The organism is Paraburkholderia phymatum, from assembly GCF_038900715.1.
Classification (GTDB): domain Bacteria; phylum Pseudomonadota; class Gammaproteobacteria; order Burkholderiales; family Burkholderiaceae; genus Paraburkholderia; species Paraburkholderia phymatum_A.
In genome coordinates this window covers 312,377-337,683 of record NZ_JAYMRZ010000007.1, presented here as the reverse complement: position 1 = coordinate 337,683, position 25,307 = coordinate 312,377, and the positions used below count along the sequence as shown (strand labels likewise).

At 63.8% G+C, this 25,307-nt stretch carries 27 protein-coding genes and 1 pseudogene; 19 read left to right on the top strand and 9 right to left on the bottom strand.

Features of this window, described 5'->3' with window-relative positions; all coding sequences use genetic code 11:
* Positions 1–124: 124 nt before the first annotated feature.
* Genes VSR68_RS16255 through VSR68_RS16245 form a run of 3 tightly spaced genes read right to left on the bottom strand, consistent with a single transcriptional unit; the run spans position 125 to position 3,107 of the window.
* On the bottom strand, positions 125–904 hold the full coding sequence (locus VSR68_RS16255) for a class II aldolase/adducin family protein (protein WP_342940826.1): 780 nt from the start codon (positions 902–904) through the stop codon (positions 125–127).
* Positions 905–936: 32 nt separating this feature from the next.
* Positions 937–1,806, bottom strand: coding sequence for an amidohydrolase family protein (locus VSR68_RS16250; RefSeq protein WP_342940825.1), 870 nt, complete (start codon positions 1,804–1,806; stop codon positions 937–939).
* Positions 1,807–1,820: 14 nt separating this feature from the next.
* A complete protein-coding gene (locus tag VSR68_RS16245; protein WP_342940824.1) occupies positions 1,821–3,107 on the bottom strand; it encodes an MFS transporter in 1,287 nt (428 codons plus the stop codon).
* A gap of 374 nt (positions 3,108–3,481) precedes the next feature.
* Here VSR68_RS16245 and VSR68_RS16240 point away from each other — a divergent pair, with 374 nt between their 5' ends.
* From VSR68_RS16240 to VSR68_RS16195, 10 genes are all read left to right on the top strand, one after another.
* Entirely contained in the window at positions 3,482–4,213 is a 732-nt protein-coding gene (locus tag VSR68_RS16240; protein ID WP_342940823.1) for an IclR family transcriptional regulator, read from the top strand.
* A 27-nt stretch (positions 4,214–4,240) separates the two neighbouring features.
* A complete protein-coding gene (locus tag VSR68_RS16235; protein ID WP_342940822.1) occupies positions 4,241–5,086 on the top strand; it encodes an enoyl-CoA hydratase/isomerase family protein in 846 nt (281 codons plus the stop codon).
* Between the two features lie 50 nt (positions 5,087–5,136).
* Entirely contained in the window at positions 5,137–6,771 is a 1,635-nt protein-coding gene (locus VSR68_RS16230) for an acyl-CoA mutase large subunit family protein (protein ID WP_342940821.1), read from the top strand.
* A complete protein-coding gene (locus VSR68_RS16225; protein ID WP_342940820.1) occupies positions 6,768–7,232 on the top strand; it encodes a cobalamin B12-binding domain-containing protein in 465 nt (154 codons plus the stop codon). Before VSR68_RS16230 ends, VSR68_RS16225 begins: the two co-directional genes overlap by 4 nt.
* Positions 7,229–8,407: a CoA transferase gene (locus VSR68_RS16220; protein WP_342940819.1), complete on the top strand. Its 1,179-nt coding sequence runs from the start codon at positions 7,229–7,231 to the stop codon at positions 8,405–8,407. The genes VSR68_RS16225 and VSR68_RS16220 overlap by 4 nt, the downstream gene beginning before the upstream one ends.
* Positions 8,404–9,327, top strand: a complete 924-nt coding sequence (locus VSR68_RS16215) for a GTP-binding protein (RefSeq protein WP_342940818.1) — start codon at positions 8,404–8,406, stop codon at positions 9,325–9,327. Before VSR68_RS16220 ends, VSR68_RS16215 begins: the two co-directional genes overlap by 4 nt.
* A gap of 59 nt (positions 9,328–9,386) precedes the next feature.
* The gene (gene dctP, locus VSR68_RS16210; RefSeq protein ID WP_342940817.1) at positions 9,387–10,406 is read left to right on the top strand and encodes a TRAP transporter substrate-binding protein DctP; all 1,020 of its coding nucleotides are present in this window, start codon (positions 9,387–9,389) and stop codon (positions 10,404–10,406) included.
* 9 nt (positions 10,407–10,415) lie between these two features.
* Positions 10,416–10,964: a TRAP transporter small permease gene (locus tag VSR68_RS16205; RefSeq protein WP_342940816.1), complete on the top strand. Its 549-nt coding sequence runs from the start codon at positions 10,416–10,418 to the stop codon at positions 10,962–10,964.
* Positions 10,961–12,268: a TRAP transporter large permease gene (locus VSR68_RS16200; RefSeq protein ID WP_342940815.1), complete on the top strand. Its 1,308-nt coding sequence runs from the start codon at positions 10,961–10,963 to the stop codon at positions 12,266–12,268. Before VSR68_RS16205 ends, VSR68_RS16200 begins: the two co-directional genes overlap by 4 nt.
* 247 nt (positions 12,269–12,515) lie before the next feature.
* The gene (locus VSR68_RS16195) at positions 12,516–13,865 is read left to right on the top strand and encodes an MFS transporter (RefSeq protein WP_342940814.1); all 1,350 of its coding nucleotides are present in this window, start codon (positions 12,516–12,518) and stop codon (positions 13,863–13,865) included.
* A gap of 76 nt (positions 13,866–13,941) precedes the next feature.
* Here the strand turns inward: VSR68_RS16195 and VSR68_RS16190 are convergent, their stop codons facing one another.
* Positions 13,942–14,829, bottom strand: coding sequence for a LysR family transcriptional regulator (locus VSR68_RS16190; protein ID WP_342940813.1), 888 nt, complete (start codon positions 14,827–14,829; stop codon positions 13,942–13,944).
* A gap of 181 nt (positions 14,830–15,010) precedes the next feature.
* Here VSR68_RS16190 and VSR68_RS16185 point away from each other — a divergent pair, with 181 nt between their 5' ends.
* On the top strand, positions 15,011–16,192 hold the full coding sequence (locus VSR68_RS16185; RefSeq protein WP_342940812.1) for an MFS transporter: 1,182 nt from the start codon (positions 15,011–15,013) through the stop codon (positions 16,190–16,192).
* 64 nt (positions 16,193–16,256) lie between these two features.
* On the opposite strand, the gene VSR68_RS16180 is transcribed toward VSR68_RS16185, so the two are convergent.
* From VSR68_RS16180 to VSR68_RS16165, 4 genes are all read right to left on the bottom strand, one after another.
* Positions 16,257–16,526, bottom strand: coding sequence for a DUF1488 family protein (locus VSR68_RS16180; protein ID WP_342940811.1), 270 nt, complete (start codon positions 16,524–16,526; stop codon positions 16,257–16,259).
* A 45-nt stretch (positions 16,527–16,571) separates the two neighbouring features.
* On the bottom strand, positions 16,572–16,751 hold the full coding sequence (locus VSR68_RS16175; protein WP_342940810.1) for a hypothetical protein: 180 nt from the start codon (positions 16,749–16,751) through the stop codon (positions 16,572–16,574).
* A 272-nt stretch (positions 16,752–17,023) separates the two neighbouring features.
* On the bottom strand, positions 17,024–17,263 hold the full coding sequence (locus VSR68_RS16170; protein WP_342940809.1) for a PfkB family carbohydrate kinase: 240 nt from the start codon (positions 17,261–17,263) through the stop codon (positions 17,024–17,026).
* Between the two features lie 308 nt (positions 17,264–17,571).
* Positions 17,572–20,037: a glucose/quinate/shikimate family membrane-bound PQQ-dependent dehydrogenase gene (locus tag VSR68_RS16165; protein ID WP_342940808.1), complete on the bottom strand. Its 2,466-nt coding sequence runs from the start codon at positions 20,035–20,037 to the stop codon at positions 17,572–17,574.
* 339 nt (positions 20,038–20,376) lie between these two features.
* Here VSR68_RS16165 and VSR68_RS42825 point away from each other — a divergent pair.
* The 4 genes and pseudogenes from VSR68_RS42825 to VSR68_RS16150 all read left to right on the top strand — a co-directional run.
* Positions 20,377–20,748 (top strand): annotated as a pseudogene (locus VSR68_RS42825) (glycoside hydrolase family 65 protein); the annotation flags it as partial.
* Positions 20,645–21,211: a hypothetical protein gene (locus VSR68_RS16160; RefSeq protein WP_342940807.1), complete on the top strand. Its 567-nt coding sequence runs from the start codon at positions 20,645–20,647 to the stop codon at positions 21,209–21,211. The pseudogene VSR68_RS42825 and the gene VSR68_RS16160, both read left to right, overlap by 104 nt.
* Complete coding sequence (locus VSR68_RS16155; protein ID WP_342940806.1) at positions 21,154–21,384, top strand: glycosyl hydrolase family 65 protein; 231 nt, start codon at positions 21,154–21,156, stop codon at positions 21,382–21,384. Before VSR68_RS16160 ends, VSR68_RS16155 begins: the two co-directional genes overlap by 58 nt.
* A 292-nt stretch (positions 21,385–21,676) precedes the next feature.
* The gene (locus VSR68_RS16150; protein WP_342940805.1) at positions 21,677–21,901 is read left to right on the top strand and encodes a hypothetical protein; all 225 of its coding nucleotides are present in this window, start codon (positions 21,677–21,679) and stop codon (positions 21,899–21,901) included.
* A 202-nt stretch (positions 21,902–22,103) separates the two neighbouring features.
* On the opposite strand, the gene VSR68_RS16145 is transcribed toward VSR68_RS16150, so the two are convergent.
* Positions 22,104–22,376, bottom strand: a complete 273-nt coding sequence (locus tag VSR68_RS16145) for a hypothetical protein (protein ID WP_152765604.1) — start codon at positions 22,374–22,376, stop codon at positions 22,104–22,106.
* Between the two features lie 445 nt (positions 22,377–22,821).
* Here VSR68_RS16145 and mscL point away from each other — a divergent pair, with 445 nt between their 5' ends.
* The 4 genes from mscL to VSR68_RS16125 all read left to right on the top strand — a co-directional run bounded on the left by mscL (position 22,822) and on the right by VSR68_RS16125 (position 25,272).
* Positions 22,822–23,268 (top strand): large conductance mechanosensitive channel protein MscL, encoded by a 447-nt coding sequence (mscL, locus tag VSR68_RS16140; RefSeq protein WP_342940837.1) that lies wholly within the window; start codon positions 22,822–22,824, stop codon positions 23,266–23,268.
* A 140-nt stretch (positions 23,269–23,408) separates the two neighbouring features.
* Positions 23,409–23,549 carry a hypothetical protein gene (locus tag VSR68_RS16135; RefSeq protein WP_342940804.1) on the top strand — a complete coding sequence of 47 codons (141 nt, stop codon included), beginning with the start codon at positions 23,409–23,411 and terminating at the stop codon, positions 23,547–23,549.
* 546 nt (positions 23,550–24,095) lie between these two features.
* Positions 24,096–24,503, top strand: coding sequence for a hypothetical protein (locus VSR68_RS16130; protein ID WP_342940803.1), 408 nt, complete (start codon positions 24,096–24,098; stop codon positions 24,501–24,503).
* Positions 24,504–24,573: 70 nt separating this feature from the next.
* Positions 24,574–25,272 (top strand): response regulator transcription factor, encoded by a 699-nt coding sequence (locus VSR68_RS16125; protein WP_342940802.1) that lies wholly within the window; start codon positions 24,574–24,576, stop codon positions 25,270–25,272.
* Positions 25,273–25,307: the final 35 nt, after the last annotated feature.

The following is a 25,307-nucleotide window of genomic DNA, read 5'->3' as shown; positions in this document are numbered from 1 at the left end:
TGGCCTCCGTGCGGGAAATCGCCGGGTGTGGCGCCGTCCACACCGTGCGGCTCTGGCAGCAATGCTAACCCGCGTTTGATACCTCACGGCAGGCCAGCCTCTACCTCACGTGAAGTCATACTGCCTAGTTGCGATACGAAGGGTCACGCCGGTCGAGAAAGCGCAGCATCGCGGGCCATTCCATTTCGCCATATGGGCGGCGCGTTTCGGGCTTGTAGAGGTGCGCCGTCTTGTCGATCACACGCTGTGGCGGCAAATGAAGCTCCGTATTGCACGCCATCGCATCGACTTGCGCGCGGCACGCGTTTTCCAGCCAGTAGATCGCGTTGAAGGCTTGCGGTATCGATGCGCTTGCGACCAGCAGACCGTGATTGCGCAGGATCATCGCTTCGGCATTGCCCAGGTCTTCGGCGAGCATCTTGCGTTCTTCGAGGTCGATCGCCACGCCCTGATAGTCGTGATACGCGACGGGATTGAAGCGCATCGCCGTTTGCGTGAGCGGCAAGAGTCCGCACGATAGCGCCGACACAGCGAGTCCGCCGCGGCTATGCGTATGGATCACGCAATTCACGTCATGCCTCGCCGCATGCACTGCGCTGTGAATCACATAACCGGCTGCGTTCACGCCGTAGGCGCCATCGTTCGGATTGAAGAGTACGTTGCCGTCGATATCGATCGTGATGAGACTCGACGCCGTGATCTCCTCGTACATATAGCCATACGGATTGATCAGCAGGCGCGTGTCGTCGCCGGGAATGCGTGCCGTGATGTGGTTGTACACGAGATCGCTCAAGCCGAACCAGGGCATCAGCCGGTAGCATGCGGCCAGATCGACACGCGTATTCCACTCCACTTCGGAAACCATCGACTTCACGTCGGACGGCACGTTGTGTTCCATCAGCATGGTCGTCTCCAGAATTCATCGGATAGCGCGGCTCATTGCGGGTCGAACCCGTAGAGCGTGACAGGGTTGTCCACGAGGATGCGTTGCTGCGCCTGCGTCGACGGCGCCCAACGCATCAGCGCGTCGAGCAGTTCGCCGTCATCGGGCACCGTGCCTTCGAGATTCGGATGAGGCCAATCGGTGCCCCACACGCAACGTTCCGTCGCCACGCGCGCGAAGAGCGTCGCGAGCGCGTCGACATCGCGAAACGGATAGCCCTCGTTCGAGCAACGATACCCGCATAGCTTCAACCACGCACGGCCGCCGTCGAGCAGCGCGCGCAACGCCGTGACGGCGGGATGCGCGGTGCCCCACGCAGCGGGTATCTGCCCCATGTGATCGATGACGACGTCGGTGGGCAGGCGACGCAACATCGGCAGCAGATCGGGCAGGTCCGCGCCGTTCGCGTAGATCTGCGTGTGCCAGCCGAAGGGCGCGATCTTCTGCGAAAGTTGCGTCAGATGCTCGACGGGCGGACCGCCCGGCGTCAGGAGATTGACCCGCACGCCGCGCACGCCGGCTTCGTGCATCAGCCGCAACTGCGCATCGCCGATATGCGGATCGATCACGACGACCGCGCGGCTGCGCTGCGCGCCGAAGTGCGCCACGGCATCGAGCGTGCAGCGGTTGTCGGTGCCGTAGAAGCTGGGCTGCACGATGATGACGCGCTGCACGCCGAGCACGTCCTGCAGATGCTCGTACTGACGCAGCGACGCCTCGGGCGGCGTATACGCGCGGCCTTCGCTCAACGGAAAGCGCTCGAAGGGACCGGAGATATGAATATGGCAATCGCACGCGCCGGGCGGCGCCTTGTGCTCGGGCGTGCTGATCGTGGTGCGTGGTGCCTGGCAGCTTGCGGACATGTAGGGCATCGGTATCAGGAAGGGGTATAGCTCTTTGCGGCGCCGCCTTCGGACTGCCGGGACGGTTCGGCATCGTCGGGCAAGGGCCTGCCGAGCGTCTCGGGCAACAGCAGCACGGCGACGAACATGACGGCATAAGCCGCGATGCCGAACGCCGCGATCGCGTTGCCCAGTCCTATCACGCTTGTCAGCTTGCCGACGAGCGCCGGAAAGAGCGCGCCGATGCCACGGCCGAAGTTGTAGCAGAAGCCTTGCCCCGCAGCGCGGATGCGCGTCGGGAACAGCTCGGTCATGTACGGTCCCATCGGCGAGAACATCATGAACGCGCAGAGGCCGAGCGGAAAACCGAGCACGAGCATTGCGCCATTGCTGATCGGCATCAGCATGTAGGCGCCGAGTATGACTGCTGAGCCGATCGCGCTGAGCATGAAAGTCCGCTTGCGTCCGATCGAATCGGCCAGATAAGCGCCGAGGATGAAGCCGACAAACGCGCCGACGATCATCACCGTCGTATAGCCCGTCGTGCCGATCACCGAGAGGCCGCGCGTGGTCTTGAGGTATGTCGGCAGCCAGATCAGGAACGTGTACGAGCCGCCGATCGATCCCGTCGCGAGCGCGGACACCCTGAGCGTCGTCGCGAGATAGTCGGTGTGAAAGATCGCGAGCAACTGACGCAGCATTCCGCGATTGGGCCGCTCGCGTCGTCCCTTCGTGAAGACGCCCGACTCGGGTACGTGCCGGCGCACCCAGAACACCAGCAGCGCGGGCGCGAGGCCGATCCAGAAGAGCGCGCGCCACGCGAGATGCTCGGGCATGATCGAGAAGAACAGGCCGAACAGCAGCGCCGCCAGGCCCCAGCCGACGGCCCATCCGCTCTGCACGATGCCGACTGCGCGGCCGCGATAAACGCCTCGCACCGTTTCGCCGATCAGCACGGCGCCCGCCGCCCATTCGCCGCCAAAGCCGAAGCCCTGCAACGCGCGGCAGATGAACAGCTGCTCGTAGCTCTGCGTGAAGCCCGACGCGAACGTGAAGATCGCGTACCAGAGGATCGTGGCCTGCAATACGGCGACGCGGCCGAAACGGTCGGCGGCGAGCCCGCTGAGCCATCCGCCGATCGCCGATGCGAGCAGCGTCACCGTGCCGAGTACGCCGGCTTCGGCTGCCGTGATGTGCCAGCTGATCAGCAACGTCGGGATGACGAAGCTGTAGACCTGCACGTCGAGCGCATCGAGTGTCCAGCCCAGGAAACAGCCGGCCATGGTGTGCCGCTCAGTCTTGTCGAGCTCCGTCATCCACATCTCTGTCTCCTGATCGTGCGCCGGCTTGCGCCGCATCGCAAAACGTTCGTCATCCGAATCGTTTCGATGGCCTGTGCAACTTGGCGTGAGATCGCCGCTCCCGCCACGTCGACGCGTACTTTTCGCTATTTCGAAATTATTTTCGTATATTTGTATCGAAATATAGGAGTCGGTTTTTGACGTGTCAAGGAAAGCGCACGCCTCGCCGGACAGCGCCAAAGCCCTGTCGCGGCGCGTGATGCGATGTTTCGCGAGCGTCGGGAGACATTGAGAGGCACGCACCAGGGCTTTCCACTAGCACGCGACGCTGGCATAGGCGGGCGATTTCCCTATACTTGTTTTCGAAATACCAAATCATTTTTCGAACATACGAAATGAAACCAACCGATCGCGCGCTGGGAATTTTCGAAGCATTCGAGAACGAGGGGCGTCCGATGACGCTCAGCGAGCTCGCCGAAGCGGCAGGGCTGCCCGTGAGCACGAGTCACGGCATCGTCCGGGTGCTGCTCGAACGCGGCTATCTGTATCTGACGAGCCGCAGAAAGGACCTGTTTCCCACGCGCCGCCTGTATGACATGGCCGCGAAGATCATCGCGAACGATCCATACCTCGAACGCATCGAGCCTCAGCTTCAGACGCTGCGCGACGCCACGCAGGAAACCGTCATCGTCGGCAAGCGGCAGCACGATGAAATCGTCTATCTGCGCGTGCTGGAAGGGCCGCAGACGATTCGCTACAGCTCGGCGTCGGGCGCATTGAAGCCGCTGCATTCGACGTCGATCGGCAAGGCGATGCTGAGCCGGGTCGACGCAGGCGAGCTGCGGCGCTTCCTCGCGCAGGCCGTGCTGTCGAGCGTCACGGACAACACGATGACGACGGCCGATGCGCTGTTCGACGACATCGCGCTGTCGCGCGAGCAGGGCTACTTCGTGACGCGCGGCGAGAGCGTCAGCGATGTGTTCGCGGTCGCGGTGCCCGTCGAGGTGAACCGCGACGTGCTGGGCATCGCGATCGCGGGGCCGCGTCACCGGATGGAAGACCAGATCGAGCGGGTCGGCGCCGTGCTGCTCGAAGCGAAGCGCGCAATCGAAGCGGGCGGCCACTGAAGAAGCGCGCCGAGGAGACAGACAGCCATGACCGACCGGCAGGACGCCGAAGCTCATATGCAAGCGAACGCACAAGCAAACGCGCAAGCGAACGTGCTGACGGATGTGCGCGACGGCGTGCTTCACGTGACGATCAACCGCCCGGACAAGCGCAACGCGCTGAACCGGGCGACGCTCGACGCCTTGCGCGACGTTTTTGCGGATGCCGCACACGACACCGCATTGCACGCCGTCGTGCTGACGGCGGCAGGCGAGCGCAGCTTCGCGGCGGGCGGCGACTTGCGCGAGTTCGACGCGTTACGCAGCGCTGCCGATGCGGCCGCGCTGTTCGATCACGCGGCCGCCGCGCTCGACGCGATCCGCGCGGCGCCCGTGCCCGTGATCGCCGCGTTGAACGGCACGGCGCTGGGCGGCGGCGCGGAGCTGGCGATCGCATGCGACTACCGCGTCGCGGCGGCGCATGCGTGCATCGGCTTCGTGCAGGCGACGCTCGCCATTACGACGGGCTTCAGCGGTTCGGCCGATCTGTTCGCGCTGCTCGGCCCTGCGCGCGCGATGCGCGTGCTCGCCGAAGCACGTTTGATGGACGCGAAAGAATCGCTGGCGCTCGGCCTGATCGACGACGTGTGCGATCCGGCGCAGCCGCTCGCCGAACGCGTCGCGCAATTCGCGCAGCCGTTTGCCAGCCGCGCGCCGCATGTGGTTCGCGCAATGAAGCAGATCGCGGCCGCGCATCGCCTCGCCTTGGCGCAAGCGACGCGCGACGCTGAGCGCGCCGCCTTCGTCGCAACGTGGACCGCGCCCGCGCACTGGGAGCAGGCGCAAAAGTTTCTCGACCGGCAGCGCGCATCGACAACCGACCCGAAGGCGTAGCCGGTGCTGCATGCGCCGTCCCGCCATTGCATAGAAAGGAGCCTCCGAGCATGAAGTCAAGCGCAGCCGAACTCGACGAAGCGATGGCCATGCCGCATCCCGACCGCACGCCATCGGGACTGCATGTGCCCGTCGTCGTCGGTCGCGGCGAAGCAAGCGGCACGAACGTCGACGACGGAGTCGGCGCGCCGGGACAGTTTCCGTTCACGCGCGGCATCTTCGCGGACGGCTATCGCGGGCGCCTCTGGACGATGCGCCAGTATTCGGGATTCGGCACGGCCGAGGAATCGAACGAACGCTATCGCTTCCTGTTGCAGCAAGGGCAGACGGGCCTTTCCGTCGCGCTCGACCTGCCGACGCAATGCGGCCTCGACCCCGACGATCCGATGGCGCGCTCCGAGATCGGCAAGGTCGGCGTATCGCTTTCGAATCTCTCCGAGATGGAGTTGCTGTTTCAGGGCATCGACTTGAGCCGCATTTCGACATCGTTCACGATCAACGGCACGGCAGCGATGATCTACGCGATGTACGTCGCGTGCGCGGACAAGAAGGGCGTGCCGCGCGACAAGCTGACGGGCACGATCCAGAACGACATCCTGAAGGAGTACGTGGCGCGCGGCACATGGATCTTTCCCGTGCGTCCGTCGATGCGCCTGATCGCCGATTCGATCCTGTACTCGAACGAAGTGTCGCCGCGCTTCAATCCGATTTCGATTGCGGGCGCGCACATGCGCGACGCGGGCTGCACGGCCGTCGAGGAAATGGCGTACACGCTCGCCAACGGGCTTGCGTATGTCGATGCCGTTGTCGCGCGAGGCGGCGACGTTGCGAAGTTCGCGCGGCGCCTGAGCTTCTTCTTCTATGTGCACATGGACCTCTTTGAAGAGGTCGCGAAGTTTCGCGCGGGGCGGCGCGCGTGGGCGCGGCTCATCAAGGAGCGCTACGGCGTTGATGACGAGAAGGCGCAGATGTTTCGCTTCGGCGTCGTTTGCGGCGGCTCGTCGCTGACGTCCGCGCAGCCGTACAACAACGTCGTGCGCGTCGCGATCGAAGCGTGCGCGGCTGTGATGGGCGGCGCGCAATCCGTCTTCACGTGCGCCTACGACGAAGCATTCCAGATTCCAACCGAATTTTCCGCCGAGCTTGCGTTGCGCACGCAACAGATCATCGGCTACGAAAGCGGCATCGCGCGCACGGTCGATCCGCTCGGCGGCTCGTACTTCGTCGAGGAACTCACCGACCGCACGGAAGCGCGCATCCGCGAACTGATGGACGAGATCGACGCCTATGGCGGCGCGGTGAAAGCGATCGAAGACGGCTGGCTGCAACTGCGCATCGCGAAGAGCGCGTTGCAGCGCAAGCGCGAGACGGATGACCGCGAGCGGCTCGTCGTCGGGCAGAACTGTTTCCGGCGCGAGAACCAGGTCGAGCAGCCGGGCGAACTGTTCCATTTGAATCCGCAGGCGAGCGCGACCGTCGTCGAGCGTTTCGAGCGGCTGCGCGATACGCGCAATCAGACGGAAGCGCAGAAGTCGCTCGAAGCATTGAGCGCGGCGGCCGCGCGCGACGAGGGCAACCTGATGCCGTATCTCGTCGATTGCTGTCATGCGTACGCGACCGTCGGCGAAATGGTTGCGCGGTTGAAAGAGCAATGGGGCGAATTCGAGGAGCCGGTCCATCTATGAACAGCACGAGCAGCAGTTCCGCCAATCCGGCTGGCCATGCGGCCGCGACGCCCCGCAACGCGCACGCGCCGCTCAAGGGCAAGCGCATTCTCGTTGCGAAGCCGGGGCTCGACGGACACGATATCGGCGCCAAGGTGATCGCACTCGCATTCCGCGATGCCGGCGCGAGCGTGATCTACACGGGCCTGCGCAAGAGCCCCGAGTACATCGCGCGGATTGCCGTCGATGAAGACGTCGATGCAGTCGGCCTGTCCATTCTGTCGGGCAGCCACAACGAACTCGTCGCGCGCACGGTCGAGCTGCTCTCGGATCGCGGCGCGGGCGAGATCCCCGTGTTCGTCGGCGGCACGATACCCGCCGACGATCGCGCTGCGTTCCTGAAGGCGGGCATTCGAGGCGTGTTCACGAGCGACATGCCGCTCGTCGACGTGATCGACGCCGTTGCAAAGGTGCTCGGATGAACGCGCCCGGATTCGCCGTACCCGACGATCCGCCGAAGCGTGACGCGCGCGGCGGACCGCTCGCGGGCATCCGCGTGATCGAGATCGGGCACATGTTGATGGGCCCGTACTGCGGCATGCTGCTCGCCGACCTCGGCGCGGAAGTGATCAAGATCGAGCCGTCCGACGGCGACATCGGGCGCTCGATCAGTCCGCACGCGATTGGTCCGCACAACGCGTATTTCGCGAGCCTGAACCGCAACAAGCAGAGCGTCGTGCTCGATCTCGCGAGCGAGAGCGGCAAGCAGGCGCTCGCGACGATGGTGCGCGACGCACATGCGCTCGTGACGAATCTGCGGCCGTCCGCGATCCGCAAGCTCGGCCTGACCTACGACCGGCTGCGCGAGCACAACGAGCGGATCGTCTGCGTCGCGCTGACGGGTTTCGGCCTGGACAGCCCGAACGCCGAGCTGCCCGCCTACGATTACGTGATCCAGGCGCTCACGGGCATCATGCATCTGACGGGCGACCCCGATGGTCCGCCGACCAAGGCCGGCTTCTCCACCGTCGACAACTCGACGGGCATCATGGGCGCTGTCGGCTTGCTCGCGAAGATCGTCGAAGGGCGCGGCGGCCAGGTCGATATCGCGATGTTCGACGTGATGGTATCGCAGCTCAACTACGTCGCGGGTGCCGTGCTCAACGGCGGCGAGCAGCCTTCGCGGCACGCGCTGTCATCGCATCCGTACATCGTGCCGGCGCAACTGTTCAGAACGCGCGACGACTGGCTGATGCTCTTCATCACGCACGACAACTTCTGGCGCATCTTCGCGGAACGCGTCGGGCATCCCGAATGGATCACGCAAGCGGGCTTCGCGACGATGGCCGGGCGGCGCGCGCATCGCGCAACCGTGATCGATGCGCTGTCGGCGATGTTCGCGGGCGAGACCACGCAGCATTGGCTCGACAGGCTGGCGTCGTCGGGCGTGGTGGTGTCGCGGCTCGCGTCGATCGGCGAAGCGCTCGAAAGCGCGCAGGCGCAGGCGCGCGGACTCGTCGTGGAGATCGAATCCGAAGCGGGGCCGCTGAAGATGGTCGGCAACCCGATCCGTATGGACGGCGTGCGCACGTGCTACAGCCTGCCGCCGCTGCTCGGCGAGCACACGGCGGCGTGGTGCGGCGAGGTGCCGACATGAGCGGTCGGGATCGCGCATCGGCGGCGGCCAGTGTCGCGAGCAACGCACGCCGCCAGCTGGCGCGCGACCTGTCGAAGATCGCGCGCGCGAGCGTCGCCGAGTCGTTGCAGGTTCTGCGCGAGCGCGGCGCAAGGCCCGCGCGGCGCATCGGCTTTACGGGACCGCCGGGCGCGGGCAAGAGCACGCTGATCGGCCGCGTCGCGAAAGCGCGCGCCGCGCGCGGCGAGCCCATCGCGATCATCGCGATCGATCCGAGCAGCCCGGCGACCTCGGGCGCATTGCTCGGCGACCGTGTGCGGATGGACGCGGTGCTCGCCGACACCGACGTCTTTATCCGTTCGCTGCCGAGCGGCTGGTCCGCCGACGGCCTGTCCGACAACCTCGCCGACGTGCTCGCCGCCGTCGAAGGCGATGGCTTCGGCGAAATCCTGCTGGAAACGGTCGGCGTGGGGCAGGTCGAGAACGGTGCGCGCGCGCTCGTCGATACGCTCGTGCTGACGATGGGCCCGCAGTCGGGTGATCAGATTCAGGCGATGAAGGCGGGCGTGCTGGAGACAGCCGATATCGTCGTCATCAACAAGTGCGATCTGCCGGGCGCGGAGCGCATGGCGCAGGACATCCGCAACGTGCTCGAACGCAACCGCGCGAACGGACACCGCATCGCGCCCGTGCTGTTGACGCGGGCGAACGATGACGCGTCGATTGCGCAACTGTCGTCCGCGATCGACGAACACACGCAATGGCGTGCCGCACACGTGGATGCAGCCCACGCCGAAGAGTTGCGCAAGCGCTTTCACGTGCGCAGCCTGCTGACGCGCCGCGTGGCGGAACTCATCGATACATTGCCCGAGGACGCGCGGGCCGCATCGGTCGCGCAGCTTTATGCATGCATCGCGAAGCAGATAGGCGATACGGGATGATGCCGGCGTAGCAAGACATCGTTCCGCACAACGACAAACCTACATGGAAGGAGACGTGGATGAAACGACTTCGTTATCTGTTGACGACGCTGATGGCAGCCGCGGCGTGTACCGTCGCCGCGTTGCCCGTGGCGCATGCGGACGACACGATCACGCTGAAGATGGCCCACCAGTGGCCCGACGATCCGAATGACTACGTCGTGCAGACGGGCAAGAAGTTCGCGCAGGAAGTGATGCAGCGCTCGGGCGGCAAGATCCATATCGACATCTTTCCCGCCGAATCGCTGGTGAAGGCGCTGAACATGCATACGGCGCTGCGCAGCGGGAACGTCGATCTGGCGATCTATCCGTACATCTATGCAGCGGGCGCGATCCCGCAGATGAACCTGATCCTGTTGCCGGGCCTCTGGAAGACGCCCGACGACGTCTACCGCTTCCGCACGTCGGCGCCGTGGCGCGAACTCGAAGCGAAGATGGAAGCATACGGCTTCAAGACCTTGTGCTGGATACAGATATCGGGCGGCATGGCGTCGAAGGGAAAACCCGTCAACGTGCCCAACGATCTCTCGAAGACGAAGGTGCGCGGCGCCGGCAAGATGATGGAGGCGGCGTTGCAGAGCGCGGGTGCGAGCACGGTGTCGATGGCTTCGTCGGAGACGTACAACGCGATGCAACTGGGGCTGCTGGATGGCCTGTGGACGTCGTCGGGCACGTTCGGCTCGTACCGTCTCTATGAGGTGGCCAAGTACTACGACTCGCCCGAGCAATACAGCATCTATTACACGATCGAGCCGATCGCGATCAGCATGAAGACCTGGAACAAGCTGACGCCCGCGCAGCAGAAGATCATGACGGACGTCGGGCAGAGTCTCGAACAGAGCGCATTCGAAGGCGCGAAAGCCGACGACCGCCGGGTCGCGCAACTCTTTGCGAGCCACGGCGTGCAGATCCACAAGATGACGCTCGACGAATGGACGCAATGGCAGAAGCTGTTCCAGCAGGTCAGCTTCCCGAAGTTCCGCAATGAAGTGCCCGACGGCGCGCGGCTGCTCGACCAGAGCGTCGCGCTGTACAAGTAGGAGGCCGGCATGCGAGGGCCGCTCGATCGTTTCGTCCATCTGCTCGATGTCTTTTGCAAGGGCGTCGCGCTGTCGGCGGGTGTTGCCGTGATCGCGACGGTCGCGGTGATTTCATACGGCGTGATGGCGCGCGAGGTGTTGCATCTGTCGGACGTCTGGGTGACGGAAGTGACGACGTATCTGATGGCGTACATGACGTTCGTCGGCACGGCGGCGCTCGCATGGCAGTCGCGGCATCTGAAGATCGACGTGCTCGGGCATCATCTCGGCGAGGGCGGCAAGCGTGTGCTGGCGGCCTTCTCGACTATCGTGATGTCGGCTGTCGCCGTCGTGATCGCGGTGCTGGCGGCGCAGTTCTGGTGGGACGCGTACACGAGCGGCGAGCGTTCGTGGGGCATGTTCTCGCTGCCGCTGTGGATTCCCTATCTTTGCCTCGTCGCCGGCACGCTGCTGCTGACGCTCGTGCAACTGGTGCGGCTCGCGACGATCGTGTTCGCGCGCCGCGAGCTGACCCACGATCTGTCCGTCGAAGAACTCGTGCTCGGGAGAGACAAGTGACCCAGCTATTCATCGGCGCCGGCATGTTCGGCGGGCTGCTCGCGGTGCTGTCGTTCGGCGTGCCGATCGCGTTCGCGCTGTTGTTCGTCGCGCTCGTGTCGCTGTTCGTCACAGGCGGCGGGTGGGATGCGCTGAACCTGATTCCGAGCACGTACTGGGGATCGGTGGCGACATTCACGCTCACTTCCGTGCCGATGTTCATGTTCATGGGCGCGATCGTGTCGGCGTCGGGCATGGGCGCGCGGCTCTATAGCGCGCTCGCGACGATCCTCGACGGCGTGCCGGGCGGTCTCGCCGTCGCGACGACACTCGCGTGCGGCGTGATGGCGGCCGTATCGGGATCGAGTGTCGCGACGGCGGCGGCGATCGGCGGGTTCGCCGTCTCGGAGATGCGGCGGCATGGATTGCCCGCGTCACAGGCGTGCGGTTCCGTGGCGGCGGGGGGAACGCTTGGCATCCTGTTGCCGCCGAGCATCCCGCTGATCGTCTACAGCGTGATCGCCGAGCAGTCGATCGGCCGTCTGTTCGTCGCGACGCTGGTGCCGGGCGCGATCATGGCAGCGGCCTTCGGCGTCTATCAGATGGCGCTCGCGCTGCGCCGCAAGTCGCGGGGCGAACGCCGCACACGCCCGCTCGCGCCGCTCAGCGCGCGCATCGTCGCGCTGAAGGACATTGGGCCTTTCGCGCTGCTGATCCTGATCATTCTCGGCTCGCTGTATCGCGGGCTCGCCACGCCACAAGAAGCGGCGTCGCTCGGCATTATCGCGAGCCTGATTCTGGCGGGCGTCGTCTACCGCGAACTGAACTGGCGCAAGTTTCACGAGATCCTCATCAACGCGGCGCAAAGCAGCGTGATGATCCTGGCCGTGATTTCATCGGCGATCGTGTTCGGCTATGTGATGACGACGAGCCAGGTGGCCGCATCGCTGACACAGGCGGTCGCGGGCGCCCACGTCGAGCCGTGGGTGCTGTTCATCAGCATCAACCTGCTGCTGATCTTTCTCGGCTGCTTCATGGAGACCATTGCGATCATCGTCGTGACGATGCCCGTGCTCGTCCCCGTGGTGCAGGCGTATCACTGGAACCTGATCTGGTTCGGCGTCGTCGTCGTGATCAACATGGAGATGGCGCTGATCCATCCGCCCGTCGGGCTCAACCTCTTCGTCGTGCAAAGCGTGGCGCCCGACGTGCCGCTGCGGCGCATCGTGCTGGGGACGCTGCCCTATGTGTTCATCATGGCGGGCGTGCTTGCGCTGATCGGCATCTATCCGCAACTGACGACGTTGCTTTTCAATGGCGCGTGACGGGAAGCACGAGCATCGAAGCGAAGTGTTCCCGCGTGCAACTGTACGGCGATTCACGGTCGCATCTTCAGGAAGCTGTTGCTGATGAATGCTTCCGCAAGGAAATTCTTTCCGAACGTTTGCTCCCGGTACTTTGCAAGCGAGCCCAATCCTTTCAAACGGCCATAAACCGCTTTTGTGCGCGCGGCCTAAGGAGTAGTCTCGTGAAGCATTGATACCGGACCGATCAATTCGGAGGAGACAACCGATGGAGCTAGAAAACCGCACCATGCGGCGCGTGATGATGCGCCTCGTGCCATTCCTGATCGTTTGTTATTTCGTTGCCTATCTCGACCGCGTAAATGTCGGCTTTGCGGCATTGCAGATGAACAAGGCGCTGGGCTTTTCGGCAAGCCAGTTCGGTTTTGGTGCGGGCGTATTCTTCATCGCGTACTTCTTTTTCGAAGTACCGTCGAATCTTCTGCTGGAGCGGTTCGGCGCGCGGCGCTGGATCGCGCGGATCATGTTCACGTGGGGCATCCTCGCCGGCTTGATGGCCTTCATTCCGGATATTTCCCGATATACGGGAATGTCGTCGGTTCATGTGTTCTACGGGCTGCGCGTGCTGCTGGGCATTGCCGAAGCGGGATTCTTTCCCGGCATCATTTTCCTGCTGACGTTGTGGTTTCCCGCCGTGTATCGCGGGCGGGTCGTCGGCTATTTCATGGCGGCGATTCCGCTGTCGACGGTGATCGGCAGCCCGATATCGGGCGCGCTGCTGTCGCTCGATGGCCGCGGCCAGCTCGCGGGCTGGCAGTGGCTCTACCTCATCGAAGCGTTGCCTGCGCTGCTGCTCGCGTTCGTCGTGTACTTCTACCTGACGGACAAGCCGGCCGATGCACACTGGCTTTCGGTTGACGAGCGCGACTGGCTCGTCACTCGCCAGGCCGAGGAACGCAGGCAACGGGAGGCCGTGCGTGCATTCAGCGTGAAAGAGGCGCTCATCAATCCTCGCGTGCTCGCAATTGCGTTGATCTATTTCGGTGCCAATGCAACGAACTATGGCCTGAGCTTCTTTCTGCCGCAGATCGTCAAGTCGTTTGGCCTGACGAACGTGCAGACGGGTTTCGTGACATCGCTGCCTTATGTGGTCGGCGTGATCAGCATGATCGCGTGGGGCCGCCGCTCGGACCGCAAGCTGGAGCGCCGCTGGCATGTCGCGATTGCTTTGCTGGTCGCGGCGGGCGGCATTGCGGCGTCGGCCGGCCTCGACAATCCTGTGCTGAAGATGGCCGCGCTGTCGATCGCAGGGTTCGGCATCTTCGGTTGCCTGCCCGTGATCTGGACCTTGCCGGCCGCTTTCCTGTCAGGCGCGGCGGCTGCGGGCGGCATCGCTGCGATCAATTCGCTCGGCAACCTGGCGGGCTTCTTCGGACCCTACGCGATGGGCTGGATCAAGGACAGCACAGGCGGGTTCGGCGCGGGTCTGCTGTGTCTCGCGGGCGCGGGGCTGATCGGCGTGGCGGCCGTTCTGCTGCTGCATCACGATCCTTCGCTCGAAGCGGCATCGACGGACGATCTCGACGACGCCCGCCGCGCGAGCACCGTCGGATCGTAGGCGCATGGCGTGCGCGCGGCGACGGTGCAGTCGCCTCGCGCTGCCACGCGTTTTAGCGCTAGATGCGCGAAGTCCGTCAGCGGCCGGGCCATTGTTCGACGAGGTAATCGACGAACGTCCGGATCTTCGGCGATGACAGCTTCGCGCGTTCGAACAGCACATGAACAGGCGTCGCGGGCGGCGCGTATTTGTCGAGCACGGACCGCAGGCGTCCCGCCGCGATGTGCGCCGCGACCTGCCATCCGGGCGCGCGCACGATGCCCGCACCTTCGATCGACGCCGACACCAGCGCATCCAGGCTATTCATCCACAGACGCCCCGTCACACCGATGCGCGAGCGCGTCGCGCCCGACTGGAAGCGCCAGTCGACGGGGCCGGGCGCGTCCGAGAAAACGAGGCAATCGTGCTTGCGCAGATCATCGGGCGTGCGAGGCGTGCCGCGCCGCGCGAGATACGCGGGCGCCGCGCACACGACCATCTGGATGTCATCGAGCTTGCGCGCAACCAGACTCGAATCGGGCAGACGGCCCACGCGCACGGCAAGGTGCAGGCCCTCTTCGACGAGATTGACCACACGGTCGACGAGCATGAGATCGACGGCGACTTCCGGATGAAGTGCAAGAAAGCGCGGCAGCAGCGGCGCGATCACGAGCCGGCCAAGCAGATTCGGCGCGCTGATACGTAGACGCCCCGACAGCTTGCCGCGACCCGCCGACAGCGCACTGCCGAGTTCATCGACCTCGCCGAGTATCGCCTTCGCGCGGTCATACAGAATGCGTCCTTCGTCCGTCATCGCGAGATTGCGCGTGGTGCGCCGGAGCAACTGCGCGCCGAACTGCTCTTCGAGCGCAGAGATGTGCCTGCTCACCGATGTCAACGACATCGGAATCGCGCGCGCAGCGGCGGACAGGCTTCCCGCCTCCACGACCCGCACGTAGACGTTCATTGCTTCAAAGCGGTCCATGTTTCGAGCCTTCCGGATTTCGCAAGGGTGCTTGCCGACCGACAGGGATACCGGCGATTTCCGGAATAGTCTACATTCGTTGCGTGAGACGGCAAGAGCCGATGCCGGGCCTGTCGTCGATGGGATCGGGGGGGCCGATGGGGGCATGCGTCGGACTGCGTCAAAGCTTCGGAGCGCAAGGATGAAACGTTCGATCTACTGGGTGATGGCAGCTGCGGCCGGCATCGTGGTCGCGAACAACTACTACAACCAGCCGCTGCTGGCCGAATTCGCGCTTGCATTTCATGCGAGCGAGCGGCAGGCGGGAGCGGTGTCGGTGGCCGCGCAGACGGGTTACGCGCTCGGCCTGCTGCTGTTCGTGCCGCTCGGCGACAAGCTCGAGCGCCGCTCGATGCTGCGCACGTTGCTGTGCGTCGCGAGCCTCGCGCTGGTTGCCGTTGCGCTGTCTCCGACACTGAACTGGCTCGTCGCGGCCAGCTTCGTGACCGGCCTCGCGAGCGTCGCGCCGCAGTTGCTTACGCCCTTCGCGGCGCAACTGGCAGGGCCTCAGCAGCGCGGCGAAGCGGTCGGCATCGTGATGTTCGGGCTGTTGTGCGGCATCCTCGTGTCGCGCTCGATTTCCGGAACGATCGCCGGGCACTTCGGCTGGCGCACTGTCTATTGGCTCGCGGCGGCTGCGATGCTCGTCACGGCTGGCGTGCTGTCGCGCATGCTGCCGCGCGGCCAGCCGAGCTACACGGGCACCTATCGCCACCTGATGGGTTCACTATGGACGCTCCTTCGCGAAGAGCCGCTCGTGCGCCAAACGTCGGCCATCGCGGCGCTGCAGTTCGCTGCATTCAGCGCGTTCTGGGCGACGCTGGCGTTCCACTTGCGCAGCATGGATGCGAGTTACGGGAGCGAGGCGGCGGGGCTGTTCGGGCTCGTCGGCGTAGCGGGCGCGCTCGCATCGACGAGCGCCGGCAAGCTGATCGACACGCGCAATCCGCGTCTCGTTGTGCTGGCGAGCGGCGCAGTCTTCGTCGCGGCGTTCGCGATCCTCGCGCTGACGGGGTCCACCATTGCGGGACTCGTCGCCGGCGTGGTCGTTCTCGACCTGGGATTGCAGAGCGGCCATGTCGCGAACATGGCGCGCAACATGAGCATCAGAAGCGACGCCAGCAGCCGCATCAATACGCTTTATATGGCGATTCGCTTTGCGGGCGGCGCGCTCGGCTCGTCGTTGGGCATCTGGGCGTGGAGCGTATGGCGATGGCCGGGCGTCTGCGCGGTCGGACTGCTTCTCGGATGCGGATCGCTGATATTGCAGGCGGGACGGCAATCAGCGTATGAAACCGCGCATCGGCAGCGATCGCGCGGTTGATGCAGTTGATGCGGGCGGCGCGACGGCCGGCTGTGTCATGTAACGTATGTTCTCGCCGTTGGGTTCAACGACGCGCGAAATCGTCCGGCGTCAGTTCGATATGCGCGGCCCGATGTGCGAGCAGCTTGCGCTCCGCGATCGCGCGGATGCGGCCGTAGCCGTCGCGGAAGGTCTTCAACACACGCGCGTCGCTCGCCTTCGGATCGAGCCAGAAATGCGTTTCGAGCGCGGCAATGCTGATCACGCATTCGACGGTGCTGTTCTGGTGCACGAGGCCGAACGGCACGCCACGACCATTCGCGAGCACCTGCGGTTCCAGGTCAAGTGTTTCCATCGGAAGTGAGCGCATTCAAAGGCGCTTTCTGGTTGAGTGCCGGCTTCACAAATGGCTGTTCTTGATGCGCTCGACAGCCGCGAGCAGATACGGCACGTACTCTTGCGGAAACTCGTCGCGCTCGCCCAGCCGTTCGAGCACATGAACGAGCACATAAGGAAGAATGCGCCGCGCCGGTTGTTCGTCCGAATCCACTGGCAGCGGCAAATCACGAATGCTCGTCATCTGGTCACCTCTCTTCTCACGTCCTGGCGTCATTGCGCCGCGATCACCCGGCACAGCTTTTCGATCGCGGCTACGCGCCCTCAATTGTCAAACGGATTCTAGTCGCGTGGAAAGTGATTGCGGAGAAGTGGCCTGTGTCCGAAAGCGGAGTATTTCGAACATGCCTGTCGTTACTGGGTTTGACGCCGATGGATTCTCACGGCGTGCGGAGCGCGGCGGGAAAGGACAGGGACTGACAGGCCAGACATGTAACGCTGCGATGCGCTCAAATATCAACGTTCGATTCTTTCCGTGGTCAGCTTCGCAGACCATGCTTCGATTTCGTCGCGCCGTCCGTAGGCCGGTTGCGAACCCCATCGCGTGACGGCGAGATTCGCAGCGGCAGTCGCAAAGCGCAACGCAGCATCGAGCGGGCGCTGCTCGGCGAGCGCGGCAGCGAGCGCACCCGTGAACGCATCGCCTGCGCCCGTCGAATCGACGACATCCACCTCGCCGACGTTTACGGCAATCACGCCGTCATTCGAACGGCGATGCAGCCGCCATCGCGGCGCTTCACGACCGTGAGCGCGACGCCGCGATCGTGAAGGCAGCGAGCCGCGCGCACGACGCCTCACGCATCGCGAGCCGATCACGAATGCGATCGAAGCGTACCAGGCCTTCGACAAGCGCGAGTCCGGCTGGATCAAGGTCAAGCTGGAGCCTTGAGCGTTGGGCAGCACTGAGCGTTCTCCGCGCAATGCCGATCGCAGCGTTAGCGGGCTTCCTGCCGAGCCATGAAGCCCGCTAACGTCCACTCAACGCTTACGCTTGCGAACGCCCGTCACTTGTCGGGCAACGCATATGCGATCACATAGTCGCCGAGCTTCGTGCCGAACGAACCATGTCCGCCCGCGGCGATGACCACGTACTGTTTGCCGTTCATCTCGTAGGTCATCGGCGTGGCCTGTCCGCCTGCGGGCAGCCGCGCGCGCCATAGCTCTTCGCCGGTGTCCGTGCTGAACGCGCGCAGATAGTTGTCGGCCGTCGCGCCGATGAAGAACACATGGCCCGCCGTCGTGATCGGGCCGCCGAGCATCGGCATACCCATCTTGAACGGCAACGGAACGGGCGCGCTGTCGCGCACCGTGCCGATCCGCTTCTTCCACACGATCTGATTGGTCTTCAGATCGAGCGCCGCGACGTAGCCCCACGCGGGCTGCTTGCACGGCAGCCCGACGGGCGACAGGAACGGGTTCAGCGTCACGCCGAACGGCGTGCCGTATTGAGGCTGGATGCCGACCTCGGTGCCCGTACCGGCGGGACCGGCCTCCGCCGGCTCGATGGGGTTGCCTGGACCGCGCGGTATCAGCCGCGAGACGAACGGCAACGCAATCGGATTCGCGATCGCGATCTGCCGGTCCGTATCGACGGCGAGCCCGCCCCATTCGAACATGCCGAGATTGCCCGGGAACACCAGCGTTCCCTGTTCGGACGGCGGCGTGAACGTGCCTTCATAGCGCAACCGGTGAAACATCACGCGGCACGCGAGCTGGTCGTACATCGTTGCGCCCCACATGTCGGCGCCCGTCAGATTCTTCACTGGACGGAAGGTCAGTTGCGAGAACGGCTGTGTCGGCGACACGTGATCGCCCTTCGCAGCGCCTTGCGGCACGGGCTGTTCCGGCGCGGGCACGATCAGCTTGCCGGTGCGGCGATCGAGCACGAAGAGGTTGCCCGTCTTCGCCGGCACGTAGATCGCGGGCACGACGTTGCCGCTGCTGTCGGCGATATCCGCGAGGGTCGGTTGCGCGGGCACGTCCATGTCCCACAGATCGTGATGGACCGTCTGATAGAACCATGCGAGCTTGCCCGTCGATGCATGAAGCGCGAGCAGTCCGCTTGCATAGCGCTCGTTGTCGGGCGTGCGGTCGCCGCCCCAGATGTCGGGCGTCGTCACGCCCATCGGCAGATAGACGAGATCGAGCTTCGCGTCGTAGGCGGCGGGCGCCCACGAGTTCGGCGAGTTGTGCGTGAAGCTGTGCTGGTCGTCGGGAATCTCGTTCGGTGTTTTCGAGCCCGGATCGAAGGCCCATACGAGCTTGCCCGTTTCGACGTCGAAGCCGCGTATCACGCCCGAGGGTTCGCGCGTCGAATAGTTGTCGGTCACGGACCCCGCGACGACGATGATCTTGTCGGTGACGATGGGCGGCGATGTCGGCTCGTACTGGCCTGATGTGGTGACGGGCTGCAGATGCTGGAGATCGAGGTCGCCGTTGTTGCCGAAGCCGGCGCAGCGCTGACCCGTTGCCGCATCCACCTCGAACAGATGGCCGTTGTTGACAGGCAGGATGACGCGCCGCGCGCAAGCAGGCTGCGCACCTTGCGCAGCGCCGCTGCTGGCGGCAGCTGCCGTCTCGTGATACGACACGCCGCGGCAGGTCACGTGCTGGAAGCTCGGGTCGGGCTTCAGGCCAGGATCGAAGCGCCACTTTTCCTTGCCTGTCGCGGCATCGAGTGCGAACAGGATCTGGTGCGGCGAGCACAGATACAGCATGTCGCCCGCCTTGATCGGCGTCACTTCGTTTGTGATTTCGACGGGATCGTTCGGGCCTTTCTTGTCGCCTGTTTCGAAAGTCCACGCGACTTGCAGGTCCTTCACGTTGTGCTGGTCGATCTGCGTGAGCGGCGAATAGCGGGTGCCTGATTGCGTGCGGCCATACGCTGTCCAGTCATCGCGCGGGACATCCGTTTGCGCGGGCGTGGCCGCATTCGTCGTCGCATTCGTTGCAGCATTCGTCGCCGCGTTCGTTGCGATTGTGTCGTTGATCTGCTGCGGATCGTTGAACGCCGCATACGCGAGCGCGATGCCCGTGACGACGAGGCATGCGACGAGCGCGAGCGCGCCGGCTTTCGCGGACGTGCCGAACGCTTGAAAGACTAACGTCAGCAACAGCCACAGGCCGAACAGCACGAGGATGTCGGTGCGCGGCACGAGCGCCCAGAAGTCGAAGCCCGATTCGGCGATGGCCCACGCGAGCGTGCCGATCAGCAGCAGTGCGTAGAGCAGCAGCGCGAGCCCATTGCGTCGATACGCAAGCCACGCGACCACGAGCAGCACGATCCCGGCAACCACGTAGTAAGGCGACCCGCCGATCGCGACGAGCCACGCTCCGCCCGCGAGCAGATACAGCCCCGACAGCGCGGCAAAGAGCACGCTCAGCCAGCTTGCGATGTTCAATGGGGACCTGGGCTTTGACGCGTCGCCCGAAGAAGCCCTGGACGCGTCCGTTTTCTTTTCGTCGTTCATGCTGTAGCCCTCCGGATCGTCAGCGTGCCGATACGAAATGCATGTTCGGCCGATATGCGCAAAACATGCGCGCGAGAAATCTGGTCTGCAACCTCGCGGTCTAGCATCTTGCGCGCCCGGCGCGCATGCATCGCGGATCACAGGCGACGTTATAGGTAACGAAGCAGGCGACGCATGCCGGTGCGATCGATGATGGCTTGCTTTCGGGCATCGAGTCTTCGTGGTGAAGCCTGATTTTTCCTCACGCAGCGTGGGGAAAATTTTCAATCGAACGCATCGGGCGATGCGCCGGGTTCGCTGATTGCTCGCCGACCGCTCACGAATCCTGACACGCATCCGTTGCGTTTCGATGCATATGATCCGCGCGACGAACGGCGCCGCGAGTCGTTGCTCGGTCTCGGCAATGGCGTGCTGTTCGTGCGTGCAAGCGCGCCCGAACAACGCCTCGCGCGTGTGTCCGCGTACCCGACGGACTACGCGCCTAACCACGCGCCAGATGAAGCGCACGCGCACTATCCCGGCATCTATCGCGCGGGGCTCTACAACACGGTGACAGCATGCGCGAACGGCGAGACTTTGCGCGCGGCGTTTCTGCCGCGCTTGCCGGATGCGACGGTGCTTGCGGTACGGCGCAGCGGCGAGCCGTGGCTCGGTACGCACACGGCGCAACTCGTTCGCTACACGCATGCGCTCGACATGGAGACGGCGCAAGCAACGCGTACGCCGCTGCTGCGCTTCGCGGACAGCACGCCATATCGTCGATGTGATGCACGCGAAGCAGCCCGATGTCGTGATGCTGTTCTATCTGCTGGGCGAGACGAACTTGCGCGCGTTGCTCGCGCAGGCAGGCTATGCGTTCGACGCGGCCGCCGCGCGTCGCACGCTCGAGTATTACCTCGTTCGCATGACGCACGAATCGAGTCTGTCGCAGATGGTGTGCGCCGGCGCGCTCGCGCGCGGCCAGCCCGCGCGCTCGTGGCAGTACTTCTCCAATGCGCTGACAACCGATGTCACGCCGCGCGAGGGCAGCGCTCAGGAGGGATTGCATCTGGGCGCGCTGGCAGGGGCGCTCGATGTCGTCGTGCGTCATATGGCGGCGTCGACTTCGAAGACGACGTGTTGCAGTTCGATCCCGCATGGCCGCGCGAATTGCCGCCAACGCGCCTGTCGCTGATGTTCCGTCATAAGCAGTTGCAACTCGAAGGCAGCACGCAGGCCGTTGCGCTGCGCGCCACGCGCGACGACACACAAAGCATCGCTGTCGCTGCGCGTGGACGACGCTTCATACTCGCACCAGGCGCCGCGTTGACGATACGCGCGGGCAGCGGCGCCGTCGCGATCACATGACTGCACCATCGCTTCACACGATCGGCAAAAACTCATTCGACGAACAGATGCGCGGGCCACTCCGCCAGATGTTCAAAGATAGTTAAATCTGCACGATCGACGTTGATGACTGCGGGACAACGAACGAGAATGAAGACGCGGTGACCGTACCGCAAGTGGCATTGAGAGCCGCAGCCGTGGCTGCGGCTTCTTTTTTTGAGTTGTGAATGAAGAGGCCATTGGCGGCGTGTGACGGCAGCGCGTAAGTGGCATGGCTCGATGTGTGCAACGAATTCTTTTAAGGGAGCGTGATATGGGAATCCTCGACAAGGTGGGCGAAATTGCGGGCGCAGTAGCGGCAGTCGAAGCGCTCGAAAAGGTTGATCCCGATGCAGGTCTGCTGACCAAGGCGGCGGCCGCCGTGGCCGGCTTTGAAGGCGCGGGCGCGCTGGAGTCGCTGATCGAAAAGAAAAAGGATGACGCGCAAGAGGCAGCGGACGATCCGCAAACGGATGACGCTTCGGGCTCTCAGGCGTAACCGCGTACCACATGCCAGCCGGTGCGAGACGTGATCGAAGCGTCGAACTCCTCGATGTGCTGGCTGCCCTTATGAAGACTCACATCGCGGCAGAGTTGCAGCCGCGAAGTTTTTCACGATCATTCATATAGGCCGAAGAGATTTGCCTCGCAAATCCCTTTCGGCTTTCGACACATCCCCTGCATCGCAAGTCGAGATACCGCTATTGCGCGGCAGTGAGCCTGGGTCCCGGGCGCGTCGGCAGTGACACGTCCTGTTGTCCCTTGCGCTGGTCGGACACCGCCTCGATGCCCTTTCTCGTGACATCTTCGAGGAAGATCAGACGCGACCGGTAGTACTCGGCGCGCAACTGTGCGTCGAGTACCTGCTGTTCGGCACGGAACAATTCCATGCGCAGTTCATCCACCGCGCGCTCGGCCTGTTTCTCGGGCGTCGGCGCGTGGCGTGCCGCCCAGTTTGCAATCCACATCAGCATGATGAATCCCTCGCGTTATCGGACAACGTTGCGCAGGCTGCAAAGCTGTTGCACCGCTCGTTCACATACGACGATCGATTCCTGACGTCAAAAGACTACCAAAACCTGATGTGTTCGTTTTTTAAATAATGTTAGTGCAGCTTTCGCGCGGCGAGCATATGTCCGTCTTCTTCCGATATGTCATTGCATCAAAGGGGTACACCGGAGTTCTCATTCGTGTTTGTTGATCAACTTGACAATTGCTAAAAGAATTCGATTCGAGGATCTCATATAGTACCTACCGCAATTCGAATTTCTTCGAAAACGAGGGCAATCAGGGAGAACTACCAGACTGGACTATCCAGCGCCCCGATGATCGTTGAAGCGTGCGAATGACACGCCATGGTCATCAAGTTGTCACGCAGAAGTCATTGCAATGAGCTCGGAAAAAGACAAAGGAAAGTCGATGAGTATCGTTCAGGAATTCAAGGAATTTGCCCTCAAGGGCAACGTAATGGATCTTGCTGTCGGCGTCATCATTGGCGGTGCCTTTTCGGGCATCGTCAATTCGCTGGTGAAGGATCTGATCATGCCCGTGATCGGTGTCGCGACGGGCGGCCTCGACTTCTCGAACATGTTCGTACGCCTTGGCGACATACCGTCCACCTTCAAGGGCAACCCGGACTCCTATAAAGATCTGCAGGCTGCCGGCGTCGCGGCGTTTGGTTATGGCTCTTTTGTTACCGTGCTGATCAATTTCATCATCCTCGCTTTCATCATCTTCATGATGGTGAAGTTCATCAACCGTCTGCGCAGTCCGGACCCGGTCGCTGCACCCGCACCCGCCGCGCCATCCGAAGACGTGCTGCTGCTGCGTGAGATCCGCGATGCCGTAACGGGCCGCGTTTCTTGAAGGTCCACTCGAGGCGCAACTTACGGCGCAACTCGCCGCGTGCGAATTACGGCGCAACTCGCAGCGCAACTCACAGCATTACCGAGGCCTTTTCATTCGCAACGCGCGCCCATCGCACGCTGCTTTCAGGGATGGCGAAGATGAAGACCTGGAGAATCATCGGATTGTGCGGCATGGCGCTCATCGTCCTCGTCCTGTTCACGAGCATGTGCGTGATCCTGCAGGAAGGCGTGGCCGCGCGGGGCGCGGGTGGAACGCTGCCCCACGTCGTGCATCCGTAACTCATCTGCCGATCGGTTGCCGGTGCGAGCCGGCAACCATCCGGTAGCCTGCGTCCCGCGAGCGGCGAGTCGGCGGGAATGAGCGGGACCGCTGCGATCGACACGGCCGCGTCTGCTCGATTGTCAATTCATCTGGTTCGCGACCGTCGCCTTTTGTCAGTTCACGGTGACAACTGATCGCCACAACTGATGGATGGCGACAGTTCAGTGCCCACCCGACGCGATCCGCAGCGAGCGATCACGTCCCGCGACAGGCGAGCGGCAGGGCGAAAGGCGAGAGGCGGCCGAGAGGCGGGCACAAGGCGCGCCGCGCCACCGCCGACAGCGCCGCCTTGCGGGCGGCCCCGGCGGGTGAAAGCAATCGGTTAGGCGAACCGATCTAACAATCTTTAAATGATTTTATTGCGCCCTCTTTTTATACTGTGCGCAAAATTGTCAAAATCGGTCATCGCCGGATGACAATTTTTCGGGCTGCCAGGCCAGGCCAGGCCAGACCAGGCCGGCACAGAGAGGGACTCGAATCGTCGTCGTTCACCGAGGGATCGGATGTTTTTCAGACCAGGCACTACGAGGATTCCGTTCAGGACGGGCGAAGAGGCGCGCAAGGGCGGCAGCGACGGGCGGCGGATCGAGCTGGACCCGGCGAACGACTATCACGCTCGCGCGGCGATGGAAGCCTATGCGGATTCCTGTGCATTGGACATGCCGTGGCTCGCCGAGTGGCTGCGCGATTCCGCGGCCGGCGGCGATGCCGGTCTGACGAATTGCGCATCGACGGTTCGCCGTGTGTTCGACCTCGCGCAGGAGTGGGCGTCGCGCGAGCCCGACTACGCGCACGCCGCGTGGGAGCATGTGAGGATGGGTCTGGAGGCGGCGCTGGGCGCGCATCTGCGGCCGAAGGAAAGCATTGACGACAAGGTGGCGGCCCTGAGTGGCGCTGGAGCAAGGGCATGATGGACAGAGCGCGTCCCGCACGATGCGGTGCGTCCGTCTGCCCGATGAGTGATTTCGCGTGCGGGGTCTTATGAGAATTGCAGTGCTGGACGATGATGTGGCGCAAGCCGACTTCGTTTGTCAGTCGCTGGCGGTAGATGGACACGATTGCCATGCTTTCGCGGAAGGCCAGGCGCTCGTGAGGCATTTGCGCCGCCAGACATTCGATCTGCTGGTGCTCGACTGGAACGTGCCCGACATGTCGGGCGAAGAGGTGCTGCGCTGGGTGCGTCAGAGCCTGTCCGACCGTCTGCCCGTGCTGTTCATGACGAGCCGCAGCCGCGAGACGGACATCGCGGCGATGCTGAACAAGGGCGCCGACGACTATGTCGTCAAGCCCGTCGCGACGAGCGTGCTGCTCGCGCGCGTCAGATCGCTGCTGCGCCGAGCCTATCAGCTCAACCAGGCGGCGACGCGGGAAATCTTCGGTGAATTCGAATTCGAGCTCGGATCGAAGCAGGTGGTCGCGCGCGGCCGGCCCGTCACGCTCACGCAAAAGGAATTCGAACTCGCGTTGCTGCTGTTCCGGCATCTGAGCCAGCCGCTGTCGCGCGCGCACATTCTCGAAGCGATCTGGCGACAGGACATCGACATTCCGTCGCGCACGATGGACACGCACGTATCGATGCTGCGCGCAAAGCTCGGTCTTCGCCCCGAGAAGGGCTATCGGCTCACGCCCATCTATGGCTACGGCTACCGGCTCGAACGGCTCGAAAAGGGGGATGCGTGACGGTGGCCACAGCGGACATCGCATCGCGCGTGCCG

Excerpts from the sequence above, each read along its gene's own strand:
- VSR68_RS16175 (WP_342940810.1), bottom strand. The coding sequence starts at position 16,751 with ATGACGAGCATTCGTGATTTGCCGCTGCCAGTGGATTCGGACGAACAA.
- VSR68_RS16180 (WP_342940811.1), bottom strand. The coding sequence starts at position 16,526 with ATGGAAACACTTGACCTGGAACCGCAGGTGCTCGCGAATGGTCGTGGC.
- VSR68_RS16220 (WP_342940819.1), top strand. The coding sequence starts at position 7,229 with ATGAACGCGCCCGGATTCGCCGTACCCGACGATCCGCCGAAGCGTGAC.
- VSR68_RS16255 (WP_342940826.1), bottom strand. The coding sequence starts at position 904 with ATGCTGATGGAACACAACGTGCCGTCCGACGTGAAGTCGATGGTTTCC.
- VSR68_RS16160 (WP_342940807.1), top strand. The coding sequence starts at position 20,645 with ATGCGACGGTGCTTGCGGTACGGCGCAGCGGCGAGCCGTGGCTCGGTA.
- VSR68_RS16135 (WP_342940804.1), top strand. The coding sequence starts at position 23,409 with ATGAAGACCTGGAGAATCATCGGATTGTGCGGCATGGCGCTCATCGTC.
- VSR68_RS16195 (WP_342940814.1), top strand. The coding sequence starts at position 12,516 with ATGGAGCTAGAAAACCGCACCATGCGGCGCGTGATGATGCGCCTCGTG.
- VSR68_RS16130 (WP_342940803.1), top strand. The coding sequence starts at position 24,096 with ATGTTTTTCAGACCAGGCACTACGAGGATTCCGTTCAGGACGGGCGAA.
- VSR68_RS16205 (WP_342940816.1), top strand. The coding sequence starts at position 10,416 with ATGCGAGGGCCGCTCGATCGTTTCGTCCATCTGCTCGATGTCTTTTGC.
- VSR68_RS16225 (WP_342940820.1), top strand. The coding sequence starts at position 6,768 with ATGAACAGCACGAGCAGCAGTTCCGCCAATCCGGCTGGCCATGCGGCC.
- VSR68_RS16190 (WP_342940813.1), bottom strand. The coding sequence starts at position 14,829 with ATGGACCGCTTTGAAGCAATGAACGTCTACGTGCGGGTCGTGGAGGCG.
- VSR68_RS16230 (WP_342940821.1), top strand. The coding sequence starts at position 5,137 with ATGAAGTCAAGCGCAGCCGAACTCGACGAAGCGATGGCCATGCCGCAT.
- VSR68_RS16245 (WP_342940824.1), bottom strand. The coding sequence starts at position 3,107 with ATGTGGATGACGGAGCTCGACAAGACTGAGCGGCACACCATGGCCGGC.
- VSR68_RS16165 (WP_342940808.1), bottom strand. The coding sequence starts at position 20,037 with ATGAACGACGAAAAGAAAACGGACGCGTCCAGGGCTTCTTCGGGCGAC.
- VSR68_RS16250 (WP_342940825.1), bottom strand. The coding sequence starts at position 1,806 with ATGTCCGCAAGCTGCCAGGCACCACGCACCACGATCAGCACGCCCGAG.
- VSR68_RS16145 (WP_152765604.1), bottom strand. The coding sequence starts at position 22,376 with ATGCTGATGTGGATTGCAAACTGGGCGGCACGCCACGCGCCGACGCCC.
- VSR68_RS16235 (WP_342940822.1), top strand. The coding sequence starts at position 4,241 with ATGACCGACCGGCAGGACGCCGAAGCTCATATGCAAGCGAACGCACAA.
- VSR68_RS16215 (WP_342940818.1), top strand. The coding sequence starts at position 8,404 with ATGAGCGGTCGGGATCGCGCATCGGCGGCGGCCAGTGTCGCGAGCAAC.
- VSR68_RS16125 (WP_342940802.1), top strand. The coding sequence starts at position 24,574 with ATGAGAATTGCAGTGCTGGACGATGATGTGGCGCAAGCCGACTTCGTT.
- dctP (WP_342940817.1), top strand. The coding sequence starts at position 9,387 with ATGAAACGACTTCGTTATCTGTTGACGACGCTGATGGCAGCCGCGGCG.
- VSR68_RS16150 (WP_342940805.1), top strand. The coding sequence starts at position 21,677 with ATGGGAATCCTCGACAAGGTGGGCGAAATTGCGGGCGCAGTAGCGGCA.
- mscL (WP_342940837.1), top strand. The coding sequence starts at position 22,822 with ATGAGTATCGTTCAGGAATTCAAGGAATTTGCCCTCAAGGGCAACGTA.
- VSR68_RS16185 (WP_342940812.1), top strand. The coding sequence starts at position 15,011 with ATGAAACGTTCGATCTACTGGGTGATGGCAGCTGCGGCCGGCATCGTG.
- VSR68_RS16240 (WP_342940823.1), top strand. The coding sequence starts at position 3,482 with ATGAAACCAACCGATCGCGCGCTGGGAATTTTCGAAGCATTCGAGAAC.